Consider the following 13975-nt stretch of genomic DNA (forward strand, 5'->3'; position numbering starts at 1 on the left):
CCACCCCCCATCCACCGCGATCTCCGCCCCCGTCAGATACGACGCCGCGTCCGACGCCAGGAAGGCGACCAACCCCGCCACGTCCTCCGGCAGGCCCACTCTCCGCAGCGCGACCCCCGGATGGTTTCCCGCGCCCTTCGGCGGCACGACCCCCGCCACCATCGGGGTGTCGATCACCCCCGGATGGACCGAGTTGACCCGGATACCGTGCTCGCCGAGCTCCAGTGCCGCCGTCTTGGTCAGGCCTCTCAGCCCCCACTTGGAGGCCCCATAGCCGCCCGTACGCGCGATGCCCATCAGCCCGGCGACCGACGAGACATTGACGATCGAGCCGGCCCCCGCCCTGCGCATCGGCTCCAGCGCAGCCCGTATGCCCAGAAAAGGACCGAGCAGATTGACCCGCAGCACCGCCTCGAAGCTCTCCGCCGTCTCCTCCTCCAGCGGGCCGCTGGCATAGACCCCGGCGTTGTTGACGAGGATGTCCAGGCCGCCGAAGGACTCGACCGCCGTGTCCACCGCCGCCGCCCATCGCGACTCATCGGCGACATCCAGCCGCACATACCGGGCGGCGGCCGCAGGCCCGATATCAGCGGCGACCTTCCGCCCTTCCTCGTCGAGCACATCGCCGAGCACCACCCGCGCCCCCAGCTCCGCGAACAGCCGCGCCTCAGCCGCCCCTTGCCCCCGCGCCGCACCGGTGATCAGCGCGGTCTTCCCCGCCAGCGAGATCATGAGGCACCCCCGCGGAAGTGCGGAATCACATGCTCGCCCCACTGCCGCAGCGTCTCCAGGCAGGCCGCCTGCGGCACCGTGCCCATCTGCACCAGGCACATCACCTCATCGACCCCGGCATCCCGCAGCCGCTCCACATAGGCGATGGCATCGGCCGCCGTGCCGTACGCATGCTCGGGGTTGTAGACCGCGGTCGCACTGGGCCGCACCGGAATACGCGCCTCATGCAGCCGCGCCTCCACCTGCTCCGCCCCGCGCCGCATCAGCTCCGCCTCGCTCCCCGCATCCCCGCTGACCGCCTCATCGGGTACGCCCCCACCCCCGTACCAATGCGAGATGGCCTGCGCGAAGAACCGCTGCCCGCGGATGCCGACGGCCCGCGCCTCCTCCCGGTCGTCGAGCACGATGGTCGGACACAGCGCGGAGAAGTGATCATTGACGGCCTCCGATACGAACTGCGCCCCGTCCCGCTCCGCCACGCACTTGTCGTAGAAGCGCCGCATCGACGCCACCTCGTCCGGTCCTGCGAAGCCCATGACCAGCGCGCCAAGACCCAGTTCAGCCGCCCGCGCCAGCGTCTGCTGCTTGCTGCAGGCCAGGAAGAGCGGCGGATGCGGCGTCTGTACGGGCCGCGGCAGCACCGTGTGCGGCTCGATGTCGAGCAGCTCGCCATGCCACTCGAGGGCGTCGTCACGCCACGTCGCCCCGATGATCCGCAGCGCCTCCTCGACCTCCGCCTGGGTGCGCTCCGGATCCACCCCGCACAACGACGTCTCCTGCGGCGTCGCGCCGCGCCCGGCACCCAGGTCGAGCCGCCCGCCCGACAGCACATCGAGCATCGCCGCGCGCTCGGCGACCCGCACCGGATGGTTGAAGTTGAACGGCATGCACACCACGCCGTGCCCGATACGTATCCGCGACGTCCGCGCGGCCACCCAGCTGAGAAAGATCTCGGGCGCCGACATGTGCGCGTACCACGTGAGTGCATGATGCTCGACGGCCCAGACCCGGTCGAAGCCCATCTCCTCGGCGAGCACGGCCTGTTCCACGCAGTCGTGGATGACCTGTCGTTCGTGCTCGGGAGACGGGTTCGCCATCTGCGCCTCGAAGATGACGGAGAACTGCACAGCACCTCCAGGGATTTGCCGGTCACTGACCCTTGCGCCAGGTGCGGTGGCGATATTTCAATTAGTCATATGACGAGCCGTCAGGTCAAGACCGATGACACAGAACTCCCGGCAACCGCCTGGGCCGTACTCGGCCTGCTCTCCTTCCCGGGCGCCCGCTCCGGCTACGAACTGAAGAAGTGGGCCGACGCCTCCCTGGCCTTCTTCTACTTCACCCCCGCCATCAGCCAGATCTACGCCGAACTCCGCCGCCTGGAGTCCCGCGGCTACGCGACCTCCCGTATCGACGAGGCGACGGGCCTCCGCTCGACCCGCCGCTACGAGATCACCGCCGCCGGCCGCGAGGCACTGACCCGCTGGGCGGCGACGACGGACCCGGGCCCGGCGGTCCTGAAGCACCCGCTGCTGCTGCGCGTCTGGCTAGGCCACCTCGCCGACCCCGAGCGCCTGCGCACCCAGCTCACCGCCCACATGGACCGGGTACGGGCGGCACTCGACGAGATCGAAAGGGCCGAACGCGTCTCGCACAAGATCGGCGACTGGCCGTACCCGGAAATAGCCCTCCGCTGGAGCGAGCGCCAGCAGCGCGCGGAGCTGGACCTGGCGGAAGCGATGCTGCGCGACCTGGAGGAACTCTGGGAGCGGGACAGACAAAGCCCGTCCGGCGCTTGAGGACTTCCGCGCGAAGCGCCGGAAACCGCGCCGCAGGCGCGCAAACCGACGCGCGCCGATGTGGTCAACGACGCACCGCCACGAGCCGCCCGCGCCGATACGCTACCGATAGGTAGCGCACGCACCCCCGATGACGAGCAGGAGCTGCACTGTCATGGCCGAGCCGACCATCGACATCCACACCACCGCCGGGAAGCTCGCGGATCTCCGGCAGCGAGCCGAGGAGGCAACGCATGCCGGCTCGGCCCGGGCGGTGGAGAAGCAGCACGCGAAGGGCAAGCTGACCGCCCGGGAACGCGTCGACCTCCTCCTCGACGAGGGGTCCTTCGTCGAGCTGGACGAGTTCGCGCGGCACCGCTCCACCAACTTCGGCATCGAGAAGAACCGCCCGTACGGCGACGGCGTCGTCACCGGCTACGGCACGATCGACGGCCGCCCCGTCGTCGTCTACTCGCAGGACTTCACGGTCTTCGGCGGCTCCCTCGGCGAGGTCTACGGCGAGAAGATCGTCAAGGCCATGGACTTCGCGATGAAGACCGGCTGCCCGATCATCGGCATCAACGACGGCGGCGGCGCCCGGATCCAGGAGGGCGTGGTCGCCCTCGGCCTCTTCGCCGAGATCTTCCGCCGCAACGTCCACGGCTCCGGCGTGATCCCGCAGATCAGCGTGATCGTCGGCCCGTGCGCGGGTGGAGCCGTCTACTCGCCCGCGATCACCGACTTCACGATCATGGTCGACCAGACGTCGCACATGTTCATCACGGGCCCGGACGTCATCAAGACGGTCACGGGCGAGGACGTCGGCTTCGAGGAGCTCGGCGGCGCCCGTACGCACAACACCACCTCGGGCGTCGCGCACCACATGGCGGGCGACGAGAAGGACGCCTTCGAGTACGTGAAGGCCCTCCTCTCCTACCTCCCCTCGAACAACCTCGCCGAGCCCCCGGCGTACCCGGAAGAGGCCGACCTCGAGACGTCCGCCGACGACCTCGAACTCGACACCCTCATCCCGGACTCGGCGAACCAGCCGTACGACATGCACACGGCGATCGAGGGCGTCCTGGACGACCACGAGTTCCTGGAGACCCAGGCCCTGTTCGCGCCGAACATCCTCACCGGCTTCGGCCGCATCGAGGGCCAGCCGGTCGGCATCGTCGCGAACCAGCCGATGCACTTCGCCGGCTGCCTCAACATCGACGCCAGCGAGAAGGCCGCCCGCTTCGTCCGCACCTGCGACGCCTTCAACGTCCCGGTGCTCACCTTCGTGGACGTGCCGGGCTTCCTGCCGGGTACGGACCAGGAGTACGACGGCATCATCCGCCGCGGCGCCAAGCTGATCTACGCGTACGCGGAGGCCACGGTGCCGCTGATCACGGTGATCACGCGGAAGGCCTTCGGCGGCGCGTACGACGTCATGGGCTCCAAGCACCTCGGCGCCGACCTGAACCTGGCCTGGCCGACGGCGCAGATCGCGGTCATGGGCGCCCAGGGCGCGGTGAACATCCTGCACCGCCGCACCCTCGCCGCGATCGAGAACGGCGACGAGCAGGAGGCCAAGCGCCAGGAGCTCATCCAGGATTACGAGGACGCGCTGCTCAACCCGTACGCCGCCGCCGAACGCGGCTACGTCGACGCCGTCATCCCGCCGTCCGAGACCCGCCGGCACATCGTCCGCGGCCTGCGCGTGCTGCGCAACAAGCGCGAGTCGCTGCCGCCGAAGAAGCACGGCAACATCCCCCTGTGAGGAGCGCGGCATGAGCGACCACGGCATGACCCCGGAAACCTTCCGCGTCCTCCGCGGCAACCCGACCCCGGAGGAACTGGCCGCCGCTTTGGCGGTGGTCCAGGCCCGCGCGATGGGCGCGCCGGGCGCCCCGGACCCGACCGCACGCCGCCGCACGAACGAGTGGGCATCGCGCAGCCGCGCGCTGGCCGCGCAGCGGCCCCCGGCCCCGGGCCCGACATCGTGGCGGACGTCGTACTGGCCGTCGTAGCGTTCCCGGGGCTCCGCCCCGGACCCCGAATCGGCGCTCCGCGCCTCCGGCCTCAAACGCCGGCCGGGCTTGATCTGGTGCTGCCCCTAAGGGGACCCGGCCCCGCCGGCGCCACAGGATGAGTACGCATACTCAGGCGCCACGCCCACCCCCCACCGCAAGGTGGACCGCATGCTGTGGTCCGACCCCCACGACGAACCCACCGAAGAGCTGCGCGAGGCGCAGGCGATGATGCGTCGCGCCAGCCGCCTCCTCGCGGCAGCGATCATCGTCGTGGGACTGCTGGCTGTGCTGGGACTGCTGTGATCGGGCTCTAGGCTGGCCCCATGTCAGCACCCGCACGCCGCCGTCTCATCCTCGCCTCCGCCTCCCCCGCCCGCCTGGAGCTGCTCAAGCAGGCCGGCCTCGACCCGCACGTGATCGTCAGCGGCGTCGACGAGGACGCCCTCTCCGCCCCCACCCCCGGCGATCTCGCCCGCATCCTCGCCGAGGCGAAGGCCTCGGTCGTCGCCCGGAAGGGTGCCGCAGAAGGCGCCATCGTCATCGGCTGCGACTCGGTCCTGGAACTGGACGGCGAGGCGCTCGGCAAGCCCGCCGACGAGGCCGAGGCGACTGCCCGCTGGAAGCAGATGCGCGGCCGCGAGGGCGTGCTGCAGACCGGCCACTGCGTGATCGACACGGCCACCGACCGCGACACGTCGGCCACCGCGTCCACCACCGTCCGCTTCGGCGAGCCCACGGACGCCGAGATCGCCGCCTACGTGGCCACCGGCGAGCCGCTGCACGTGGCGGGGGCGTTCACGCTGGACGGCAGGGCGGCCCCGTTCATCGACGGGATCGACGGCGACCACGGCAATGTCATCGGCCTGTCGCTGCCGCTGCTGCGCCGGCTGCTGCGCGAGGTGGGCGTGGAGATTACGGACTTGTGGGTGTAGGCGCGTCCGCGCCGCCGTCGCCGGCGAGGGCGCCGTTCCCGTGGTTGTTGATCAGGCTGAAGACCAGCAGCCCGAGGATCACCATCATCGCCACGAAGACGCCCCACCCGAGCAGCCCCACGGCCACCGCCCCGATCACGCCGTGCACCACGGCGGCGCTGATCAGCAGCAGCCGCGCGAACGTGCCCGGCGCCCGGTCCCGTACGACCGTGAGCGCCAGCACGATCCCGACCAGCAGCAGATAGGCGCCGAAGACGACACCCGCCACTCGGGTGGCGTTGGCCATCACCGAGGTGTCGAGGCCCGCGAGGGACATCTTCTGCTCGCTGAGCAGGTGGCCGAGGAGGAAGTTGAGCAGCGCCATCCCGACGCCCTCGACGACCAGCACCCCGGACGTGATCGCGGCCACCGTACGCCGGAGCCCCACCTGCATCGCCGCCTCTCGCAGCCTGTTACCAGCGGTATAGTCCGCCCAAGACGCTACTAGCGGGTAATGACCTCTCGCAAGGGTCCGTGCCCGCGGAGAAAATACGGGCAAAGAATCTCCCGGTCGTTAGTAGAGGTTCCACAAAAGGGAACCCGTCCCGAGGGTCCGGTCATACAGAGACCTTGGCCACATCTGCTTCCCGAGCGCGCACCCCACCAGGCGGCGTACCTTGGAATCTCCGGGGTTACGGCCCCGGAGCGCTGTCCGAATCACGCTCTGTGTGGGCAAGCTCACCCCCGGGGCCGACTCGGCGCACGGTGTTGCCTGTACCTAAAATCGCGGGTGTTCCAAGGAGGGAGCCAACGTGCGCAAGGTGCTCATCGCCAACCGCGGCGAAATCGCTGTCCGGGTCGCCCGAGCCTGCCGGGACGCTGGGATCGCGAGCGTGGCCGTCTACGCCGACCCGGACCGGGACGCGCTGCATGTGCGTGCCGCCGACGAGGCGTACGCGCTGGGCGGTGACACCCCGGCCGCGAGCTATCTGGACATGGACAAGGTCCTCAAGGCCGCCGCCGACGCGGGGGCGGACGCCATCCATCCGGGCTACGGGTTCTTGTCGGAGAACGCGGAGTTCGCCCAGAAGGTCATCGACGCCGGGCTGAACTGGATCGGCCCGCCGCCGGCCGCGATCCGCGACCTCGGCGACAAGGTCGCCGCGCGGCACATCGCGCAGCGCGCCGGCGCACCCCTGGTCGCGGGCACCCCCGATCCGGTGAACGGGTCCGACGAGGTCGTCGCGTTCGCGCAGGAGCACGGGCTGCCGATCGCGATCAAGGCCGCCTTCGGCGGCGGCGGCCGCGGCCTGAAGGTCGCCCGCACCCTCGAAGAGGTCCCCGAGCTCTACGACTCCGCAGTCCGCGAGGCGGTCGCCGCCTTCGGCCGCGGCGAGTGCTTCGTCGAGCGCTACCTCGACAAGCCGCGGCACGTGGAGACCCAGTGCCTGGCCGACAAGCACGGCAACGTCGTCGTCGTATCGACGCGTGACTGCTCGCTGCAGCGCCGGCACCAGAAGCTCGTCGAGGAGGCCCCGGCGCCGTTCCTGTCCGAGGCCCAGAACGCCGAGCTCTACGCCGCCTCCAAGGCCATCCTCAAGGAGGCCGGCTACGTCGGCGCCGGCACCGTGGAGTTCCTCGTCGGCCTCGACGGCACCATCTCCTTCTTGGAGGTCAACACCCGCCTCCAGGTCGAGCACCCGGTCACCGAAGAGGTCACCGGCATCGACCTGGTCCGGGAGATGTTCCGCATCGCCGACGGCGAGGAACTGGGCTACGACGACCCGGAGATCCGCGGCCACTCCTTCGAGTTCCGGATCAACGGCGAGGACCCGGGCCGCAACTTCCTGCCCGCCCCGGGCACCGTCACCGTCTTCGACCCGCCGGCCGGCCCGGGTGTCCGCCTGGACGCCGGCGTCGAGTCCGGCTCCGTGATCGGCCCGGCCTGGGACTCGCTCCTCGCCAAGCTGGTCATCACCGGCGCCACCCGCACCCAGGCGCTGCAGCGCGCCGCCCGCGCGCTGGGCGAGTTCACCGTCGAGGGGATGGCCACCGCCATCCCGTTCCACCGTGCCGTCGTGGTCGACCCGGCGTTCACCGCCGACCCGTTCAAGGTCCACACCCGCTGGATCGAGACCGAGTTCAACAACGAGATCAAGCCCTACACCGGCGCCACCGCGGACGCCGACACCGACGAGGAGACCGGTCGCGAGACCGTCGTCGTCGAGGTCGGCGGCAAGCGCCTGGAGGTCTCCCTCCCCGGCGGCCTGGGCATGACCATGGCCCGTACGGCAGCGGCCGCCGGTGCCCGCCCGAAGCGCCGGGCGGCGAAGAAGTCCGCCGCGGCCGCCTCGGGCGATGCGCTGGCCTCGCCGATGCAGGGGACCATCGTCAAGGTCGCCGTCGAGGAGGGCCAGCAGGTCAGCGAGGGCGACCTCGTCGTGGTCCTGGAGGCCATGAAGATGGAACAGCCGCTCAACGCGCACAAGTCCGGCACCATCAAGGGCCTGTCCTCGGAGATCGGTGCGTCCGTCACCTCCGGCGCGGTCATCTGCGAGATCAAGGACTGAGACCCGGCAGAGCGGCGGCGCGGCCAGGGCTTCGTTCCCCGGCCGCGCCGCCGCTCTGTCGTATCCGGCGTCAGTTCTGCCGCTTGGGCGGCTTCACTCCCAGCACCACCAGGAAAGCCGCCGCGGAGAAGACCGCACCGCCGGCGAAGGCCGCCGAGGCCCCGCTGATGAAGCCGTCTCCCCCGGTGCCGCTCGTGGCCGCGCCGAAGACCGTGACCAGCACCGCGAGTCCCAGGCTGCCGCCGAGCTGCTGCATGGTCTGCAGCAGACCGGACGCGGAGCCGGCGTCCTGCGCGCGCACGCCCGCCAGGATCAGGGTGTTGATCTGCATCATCGTCAGCCCGATGCCGACGCCGATGAGCACCAGCGGGCCGAAGAGGCCGGCCCAGTAACCGGTCCCCGCGCTCAGCTGGCTGAGCCAGACGGCGCCCGCGGTGTTCAGCGCCGTGCCGGCCAGCGCCACCCGCTTCGGACCGAACCTGGCCTGCGCGCGCGGCGCGAGCCGGGCCGCCGCGAACAGCGGGATCGTCATCGGCATGAACGCGAGCCCGGCCCGCAGCGGGCTGAAGCCGAGGCCGGCGGCCTGCAGGTACTGCGTGGAGAAGTAGAAGGTGCCGAACATCCCGCCCGGGATCATGAGCATCGCCGCATACGACAGCGCCCGGTTCCGGTCGGTGAACAGCCTTAGCGCCACGAGGGGTTGCCGCACCCGCAGCTCGGTGGCGAGGAAGGCGGCGAGCAGCAGGACGGCCGTACCGAAGGCGCCGAGCGCGAGGCCGTCGCCCCAGTCCTCCTCGGCGGCGCGGATGAAGCCGTAGACGAGCGCGGTGACGCCGAGCGTGCCGGTCAGGGCCCCGGTGGCGTCGAACGAGCCGCGCTGGCGCGGGGTTTCGGCGACGTAGCGGGGCGCGAGCGCGGCGATGGCGAGGCCGATGGGGACGTTGATGAAGAGCACCCAGCGCCAGTCGATCCAGTCGGTCAGCGCGCCGCCGAGGATCAGGCCGATGGAGGCGCCGGCGCCGCTGATGGAGGAGAAGACGCTCAGCGCCCGGCCGCGTTCCGCACCCTCGGCGAAGGTCGTCGCGATGAGGGCCAGGGTGCTCGGCGCGGCCAGCGCGGCGGCGGCGCCCTGCAGCGTACGGAAGATGAGCAGCCATTCGCCGCTGGGCGCGAATCCGCCGAGAAGTGAGGCGGCGGTGAAGGCGAGGACGCCGATGACCAGGGCGCGGCGGCGGCCGATGCGGTCGCCGATGCGGCTGCCGAGGAGCAGCAGGCCGCCGAAGGCGAGGGTGTAGAGGTTCAGCACCCAGGACATGCCGGTGGCGGAGAAGTGCAGGTCAGAGGCGATGTACGGGAGCGCCACGTTTACGACGGTGGCGTCGACCAGGAACATCAGCTGGGTGGTGACGATCACGGCGAGGGCGAGCCCGGGACGGTGCGGCGGCCGCCGCTTGGCCGCCTTGGTGCCGGTGGTGCTGGTGGTGCTGTGCACAGATGTGGACACGGAGGTGCCTCCAGCGGAAAAATGGATAAGCGGAGGGAAGCTCCGGTAACTATACGGAGGCTACCTCCGTTTCCGCAATGGCATTCTGTGTGGTGCGGAGACGAGGAAGGGTGGTGCCCATGGCGACGACGCAGGGCAAGCCGATGCGCGCGGACGCGCGGCGCAACTACGAGCGCCTGCTGATTGAGGCCAGAGTGGCCTTCCTGGAGCGCGGCACGGACGCCTCACTCGAGGACATCGCACGCAGCGCGGGCGTCGGGATCGGGACCCTGTACCGGCACTTCCCGGATCGCTTCGCGCTGATGGAGGCGGTGTTCCAGGGGGAAGTGGACACCCTGGAGGCGGAGGCGGCAGCGCTCGCCGGTGCGGAGCGGGGGCCCTTCGACGCGCTGCTGGCGTGGGTGCGCGCCTATGTGACGTGGGTGGGGACGTTCCGCGGCGTGGCCACGGCGCTGCTCCACGAGGGCCGGATGGCCAACTGCCATACGCAGTTGACCAGTACGGCGGAGAAGCTGGTGGTACGCGCCCAGGAGGCAGGCGAGCTGCACCCGGACGCGACCACACGGGACGTACTGCGGCTGGCGAACGCCATCAGCTACGCCGCCGAGAAGGCGGCGCAGAAGACGCCGGACGACGTGGACGTGGCGGACCGCCTGCTGAAGCTGGCGGTGGAGGGCCTGCGGCGCTGAGCGGCTCCGCCGCGCATCGTCGTCCCAGTCAGCCGGGGTCTGGGGGCGGAGCCCCCAGAATGCTCTCAGCGGTGGACCGCACGCTCAGCGCCGCCTCGGCGCCAGATCCGCCACCCGCCCCGGTGCCTGGTCCGGCAGTGCGGCGGCGCCGCGCAGCGAGGGCGCGGGGCCCGGACTGCCGCCGTTGTTCTGCCTGTTGCCGCGCTGGCCCGGCAGCGTGACGCCGCCGCGGCGCTGCTGCTGCCGTCCGGCCCCGGCGTGCCCGGGTCCGGCCGACGGCGGCTCCGGCGGCTGCCGCTCTCCCGGGACGGCAGCGGCCGATGCCACCGACAGCTGCACACCCTGATCGGCGAGCGCCTGCAGCTCGGTCGCGGCCCGGTCGTCGTCGGTCGGCGGCTCGTCGGTGACCAGCCGCGTGATGACGTCCGTGGGCACGGTCTGGAACATCGTGTCCGTACCCAGCTTGGTGTGGTCCGCGAGGACCACCACCTCCGCGGCGGCCTGCACCAGCGCCCGGTCCACGCTCGCGGAGAGCATGTTGGACGTGGAGAGCCCGCGCTCGGCCGTAAGACCGCTGCCCGAGAGGAAGGCCCGGGTGACCCGGAGGCCCTGCAGCGACTGCTCGGCGCCACTGCCCACGAGCGCATAATTCGAGCCACGCAGGGTGCCGCCGGTCATGACCACTTCGACCCGGTTGGCATGCGCCAGCGCCTGGGCCACCAGCAGGGAGTTCGTGACGACGGTCAGGCCCGGCACCCGGGCCAGCCGGCGGGCCAGCTCCTGGGTGGTCGTGCCGGCGCCGACCACGATGGCCTCGCCTTCTTCTACGAAACCGGCCGCGAGATCGGCGATGGCCGTCTTCTCCGCGGTCGCTAGATGGGATTTCTGCGGGAAGCCGGACTCCCTTGTGAAGCCGCCCGGCAGCACCGCACCGCCATGCCGGCGGTCGAGGAGTCCTTCGGCCTCCAGCGCCCGCACGTCACGACGCACGGTCACTTCAGAGGTCTGGACCACGCGGGCGAGCTCACGGAGCGAAACAGCCCCGTTGGCGCGCACCATTTCGAGGATCAATTGGCGACGTTCTGCAGCGAACACGAAACTGACAGTAACGCCAACGACCGACTACTTTCAGCTCTTTGCGCCGATTAGCGGAAGCTGTCCTTACGGGACACCAGTTGGTGGTATACGGGCCAACTCACCCGCACCAGCCCCAACTCCCGCTAGAGCTCAGGGCCTTCCGCCTTGCGGCCGTGCAGCTGCCTGGCCACCTCGGCGATCGATCCTGACAAGGAAGGATAGACCGTAAAGGCGTTTGCGATCTGTTCGACCGTCAGATTGTTGTCAACCGCGATCGAGATGGGATGGATCAGCTCGCTGGCCCGCGGCGCCACGACCACGCCACCCACGACGATTCCCGTCCCAGGGCGGCAGAATAGCTTTACGAAACCATCGCGGATGCCCTGCATCTTCGCCCGGGGGTTGCGAAGGAGCGGAAGCTTCATGACGCGCGCATCAATGCGCCCCTCGTCAATGTCTGCCTGCTGATACCCGACGGTGGCGATCTCCGGGTCGGTGAAGATGTTGGCCGAGACCGCCTTCAGCCGCAGCGGTGACACAGCGTCACCGAGGAAGTGGTACATGGCGATCCGCCCCTGCATCGCCGCCACCGAGGCGAGCGCGAAGACGCCGGTGACGTCGCCGGCCGCGTAGACGCCGGGGGCGGTCGTACGGGAGACCTTGTCGGTCCAGATGTGGCCGGATTCCTTCAGTCGTACGCCGGCCTCCTCCAGGCCGAGACCCGAGGCGTTCGGGATCGCGCCGACCGCCATCAGGCAGTGGGTGCCGGTGATGATCCGGCCGTCCTGCAGCGTGACCTCGACCTTGTCGCCGACCCGGCGGACGGCGGAGGCGCGGGAGCGGGACATGACGTTCATGCCGCGGCGGCGGAAGACGTCCTCCAGTACGGCGGCCGCGTCCGGGTCCTCGCCCGGCAGCACGCGGTCGCGCGAGGAGACCAGCGTGACGCGGGAGCCGAGCGCCTGATACGCGCCGGCGAACTCGGCGCCGGTGACGCCGGAGCCGACCACGATGAGTTCCTCGGGCAGCTCCTCGAGGTCGTAGACCTGCTTCCAGTTGAGGATCCGCTCGCCGTCGGGCAGCGCGTCCGCCAGCTCGCGCGGGGTGCCGCCGGTGGCGACGAGCACGGCGTCGGCGGTGAGCTCCTGGGTGGAGCCGTCGGCGGCGGTGACGGTGACCTGGCGGGAGCCGTCGGGGGCCTGGGTGGCGCCGATGGCACCGCGCCCGCGCATGACCTTGGCGCCGGCGCGGGTGACGGCGGCGGTGATGTCGTGCGACTGGGCGAGCGCGAGGCGCTTCACCCGGCGGTTGACCTTGCCGAGGTCGACGCCGACGACGCGGGCCGGGGTCTCGTTGTGCGGGGTGTCGTCCTCGACGATGATGCCGAGCTCCTCATGGGAGGAGTCGAAGGTCGTCATCACCTCCGCGGTCGCGATGAGGGTCTTGGACGGCACGCAGTCGGTGAGCACCGACGCGCCGCCGAGGCCGTCGCAGTCGACGACGGTCACCTCCGCGCCGAGCTGCGCGGCCACCAGGGCCGCCTCGTATCCGCCGGGTCCGCCGCCAATGATCACGATCCGAGTCACGTGTTCCATTGTCGCGCAATGGCGAGCGCCGCTCGCCGGTGGGGGCGGCGTGCGGCGCGGCGTGCGGGGCGTGCTCCAGGCCAAGGTCGGGGTGCCGGGCATGACCCCGGGCGTCTACGCGCGTAGGATCGACCGTGTGAACGCATCGCAGACCACCCCTGACAGCGCAGCCGCCGCCGCCCGCCTGCGCGAGCTCACCGGCGCGGAGACCCACGACGTCGCCCTGGTGATGGGCTCCGGCTGGGTGCCGGCCGCCGACGCCCTCGGCGAGCCCGCGGCCGAGTTCCCCGTGACCGACCTCCCCGGCTTCCCCCCGCCGGCGGTCGCCGGTCACGCCGGCAAGATCCGCTCGTACCAGGTGGGCGACAAGCGGGCCCTGGTCTTCCTCGGCCGCACCCACTTCTACGAGTCCCGCGATGTGGCTGCTGTGGCACATGGTGTGCGCACGGCGGTGGCCGCGGGCTGCAAGACGATCGTGCTGACGAACGGCTGCGGCGGGCTGCGCGAGGGCATGCGCCCCGGCCAGCCGGTCCTGATCTCCGACCACCTGAACCTGACGGCGGCGTCGCCGATCGTCGGGGCGAACTTCGTGGACCTGACGGACCTGTACTCGCCGCGACTGCGGGCGCTCTGCAAGGAGGTGGACCCGACTCTGGAGGAGGGGGTCTACGTGCAGCTGCCCGGGCCGCATTACGAGACGCCGGCGGAGATCAACATGCTGCGGGTGCTCGGGGCGGACCTGGTCGGGATGTCGACGGTGCTCGAGGCGATCGCGGCTCGGGAGGCTGGGGCGGAGGTCCTGGGGATCTCGCTGGTGACGAACTTGGCGGCGGGGATGACTGGCGAGCCGCTCAATCACGAGGAAGTCCTGCAGGCGGGGCGTGACTCGGCTACGCGGATGGGGGCGTTGCTGGGTGAGGTGCTTCGGAGGGTTTAGGGCGGTTTTAGGCGGGTTAGGGCGGGGGCTGGCGTCTCGGGTCAGTGCGGGCGGCTTGGCATCGGATGGTGACGGCCGCTTCGCCGTCTTGCGGATGCGCCCGGTGCCGGTTGGAAGGCTGGCTACGGGAGAGCTGGGGCGGTGGGGCACGTAGGCCTGCCGGGCGGCGGTGG

Annotated in this window: 14 protein-coding genes; 8 read left to right on the plus strand and 6 right to left on the minus strand. The window is 70.8% G+C overall.

What is annotated here, in order from left to right:
* Positions 1 to 732: glucose 1-dehydrogenase (locus G5C51_RS33015; protein ID WP_165242887.1), on the minus strand; the 732-nt coding region annotated here is incomplete at its 3' end.
* A complete protein-coding gene (locus G5C51_RS33020) occupies positions 729 to 1859 on the minus strand; it encodes an LLM class flavin-dependent oxidoreductase (RefSeq protein WP_165242889.1) in 1131 nt (376 codons plus the stop codon). The genes G5C51_RS33020 and G5C51_RS33015, both read right to left, overlap by 4 nt.
* Before the next feature lie 69 nt (positions 1860 to 1928).
* Here G5C51_RS33020 and G5C51_RS33025 point away from each other — a divergent pair, with 69 nt between their 5' ends.
* The 5 genes from G5C51_RS33025 (at position 1929) to G5C51_RS33040 (ending at position 5460) form a co-directional block, all read left to right on the plus strand.
* Positions 1929 to 2531 (plus strand): PadR family transcriptional regulator, encoded by a 603-nt coding sequence (locus G5C51_RS33025; RefSeq protein WP_165242891.1) that lies wholly within the window; start codon positions 1929 to 1931, stop codon positions 2529 to 2531.
* 154 nt (positions 2532 to 2685) lie between these two features.
* On the plus strand, positions 2686 to 4275 hold the full coding sequence (locus G5C51_RS33030; protein WP_165242893.1) for an acyl-CoA carboxylase subunit beta: 1590 nt from the start codon (positions 2686 to 2688) through the stop codon (positions 4273 to 4275).
* Between the two features lie 10 nt (positions 4276 to 4285).
* Entirely contained in the window at positions 4286 to 4525 is a 240-nt protein-coding gene (locus G5C51_RS33035; RefSeq protein WP_240930095.1) for an acyl-CoA carboxylase subunit epsilon, read from the plus strand.
* Positions 4526 to 4696: 171 nt separating this feature from the next.
* Complete coding sequence (gene mmpB / locus G5C51_RS43855; RefSeq protein WP_276617691.1) at positions 4697 to 4831, plus strand: morphogenic membrane protein MmpB; 135 nt, start codon at positions 4697 to 4699, stop codon at positions 4829 to 4831.
* Between the two features lie 20 nt (positions 4832 to 4851).
* Positions 4852 to 5460 carry a Maf family protein gene (locus G5C51_RS33040; RefSeq protein WP_165242895.1) on the plus strand — a complete coding sequence of 203 codons (609 nt, stop codon included), beginning with the start codon at positions 4852 to 4854 and terminating at the stop codon, positions 5458 to 5460.
* Here the strand turns inward: G5C51_RS33040 and G5C51_RS33045 are convergent.
* Positions 5441 to 5893, minus strand: coding sequence for a hypothetical protein (locus tag G5C51_RS33045; RefSeq protein WP_165242897.1), 453 nt, complete (start codon positions 5891 to 5893; stop codon positions 5441 to 5443). The genes G5C51_RS33040 and G5C51_RS33045 overlap by 20 nt on opposite strands.
* Before the next feature lie 358 nt (positions 5894 to 6251).
* Between G5C51_RS33045 and G5C51_RS33050 the strand changes: the two genes are divergently transcribed.
* Positions 6252 to 8009, plus strand: a complete 1758-nt coding sequence (locus G5C51_RS33050; RefSeq protein ID WP_165242899.1) for an ATP-binding protein — start codon at positions 6252 to 6254, stop codon at positions 8007 to 8009.
* 70 nt (positions 8010 to 8079) lie between these two features.
* Here G5C51_RS33050 and G5C51_RS33055 read toward each other — a convergent pair whose 3' ends face one another.
* Positions 8080 to 9513 carry an MFS transporter gene (locus tag G5C51_RS33055; protein ID WP_338118393.1) on the minus strand — a complete coding sequence of 478 codons (1434 nt, stop codon included), beginning with the start codon at positions 9511 to 9513 and terminating at the stop codon, positions 8080 to 8082.
* A gap of 119 nt (positions 9514 to 9632) precedes the next feature.
* On the opposite strand from G5C51_RS33055, the gene G5C51_RS33060 reads away from it, so the two are divergent.
* Positions 9633 to 10202: a TetR/AcrR family transcriptional regulator gene (locus tag G5C51_RS33060; protein ID WP_165242901.1), complete on the plus strand. Its 570-nt coding sequence runs from the start codon at positions 9633 to 9635 to the stop codon at positions 10200 to 10202.
* 84 nt (positions 10203 to 10286) lie between these two features.
* Here G5C51_RS33060 and G5C51_RS33065 read toward each other — a convergent pair whose 3' ends face one another.
* A complete protein-coding gene (locus G5C51_RS33065) occupies positions 10287 to 11261 on the minus strand; it encodes a DeoR/GlpR family DNA-binding transcription regulator (protein ID WP_165242909.1) in 975 nt (324 codons plus the stop codon).
* Between the two features lie 161 nt (positions 11262 to 11422).
* Positions 11423 to 12874, minus strand: coding sequence for an NAD(P)H-quinone dehydrogenase (locus G5C51_RS33070; RefSeq protein ID WP_206314598.1), 1452 nt, complete (start codon positions 12872 to 12874; stop codon positions 11423 to 11425).
* 91 nt (positions 12875 to 12965) lie between these two features.
* On the opposite strand from G5C51_RS33070, the gene G5C51_RS33075 reads away from it, so the two are divergent.
* The gene (locus tag G5C51_RS33075; RefSeq protein ID WP_165242911.1) at positions 12966 to 13802 is read left to right on the plus strand and encodes a purine-nucleoside phosphorylase; all 837 of its coding nucleotides are present in this window, start codon (positions 12966 to 12968) and stop codon (positions 13800 to 13802) included.
* The last annotated feature ends 173 nt before the right edge of the window (positions 13803 to 13975 follow it).

This window comes from Streptomyces coryli (assembly GCF_011044975.1).
Classification (GTDB): Bacteria; Actinomycetota; Actinomycetes; order Streptomycetales; family Streptomycetaceae; genus Streptomyces; species Streptomyces coryli.

Excerpts from the sequence above, each read along its gene's own strand:
- G5C51_RS33025 (WP_165242891.1), top strand. The coding sequence starts at position 1,929 with ATGACGAGCCGTCAGGTCAAGACCGATGACACAGAACTCCCGGCAACC.
- G5C51_RS33030 (WP_165242893.1), top strand. The coding sequence starts at position 2,686 with ATGGCCGAGCCGACCATCGACATCCACACCACCGCCGGGAAGCTCGCG.
- G5C51_RS33035 (WP_240930095.1), top strand. The coding sequence starts at position 4,286 with ATGAGCGACCACGGCATGACCCCGGAAACCTTCCGCGTCCTCCGCGGC.
- mmpB (WP_276617691.1), top strand. The coding sequence starts at position 4,697 with ATGCTGTGGTCCGACCCCCACGACGAACCCACCGAAGAGCTGCGCGAG.
- G5C51_RS33040 (WP_165242895.1), top strand. The coding sequence starts at position 4,852 with ATGTCAGCACCCGCACGCCGCCGTCTCATCCTCGCCTCCGCCTCCCCC.
- G5C51_RS33045 (WP_165242897.1), bottom strand. The coding sequence starts at position 5,893 with ATGCAGGTGGGGCTCCGGCGTACGGTGGCCGCGATCACGTCCGGGGTG.
- G5C51_RS33060 (WP_165242901.1), top strand. The coding sequence starts at position 9,633 with ATGGCGACGACGCAGGGCAAGCCGATGCGCGCGGACGCGCGGCGCAAC.
- G5C51_RS33065 (WP_165242909.1), bottom strand. The coding sequence starts at position 11,261 with ATGGTGCGCGCCAACGGGGCTGTTTCGCTCCGTGAGCTCGCCCGCGTG.
- G5C51_RS33070 (WP_206314598.1), bottom strand. The coding sequence starts at position 12,874 with ATGGAACACGTGACTCGGATCGTGATCATTGGCGGCGGACCCGGCGGA.
- G5C51_RS33075 (WP_165242911.1), top strand. The coding sequence starts at position 12,966 with ATGACCCCGGGCGTCTACGCGCGTAGGATCGACCGTGTGAACGCATCG.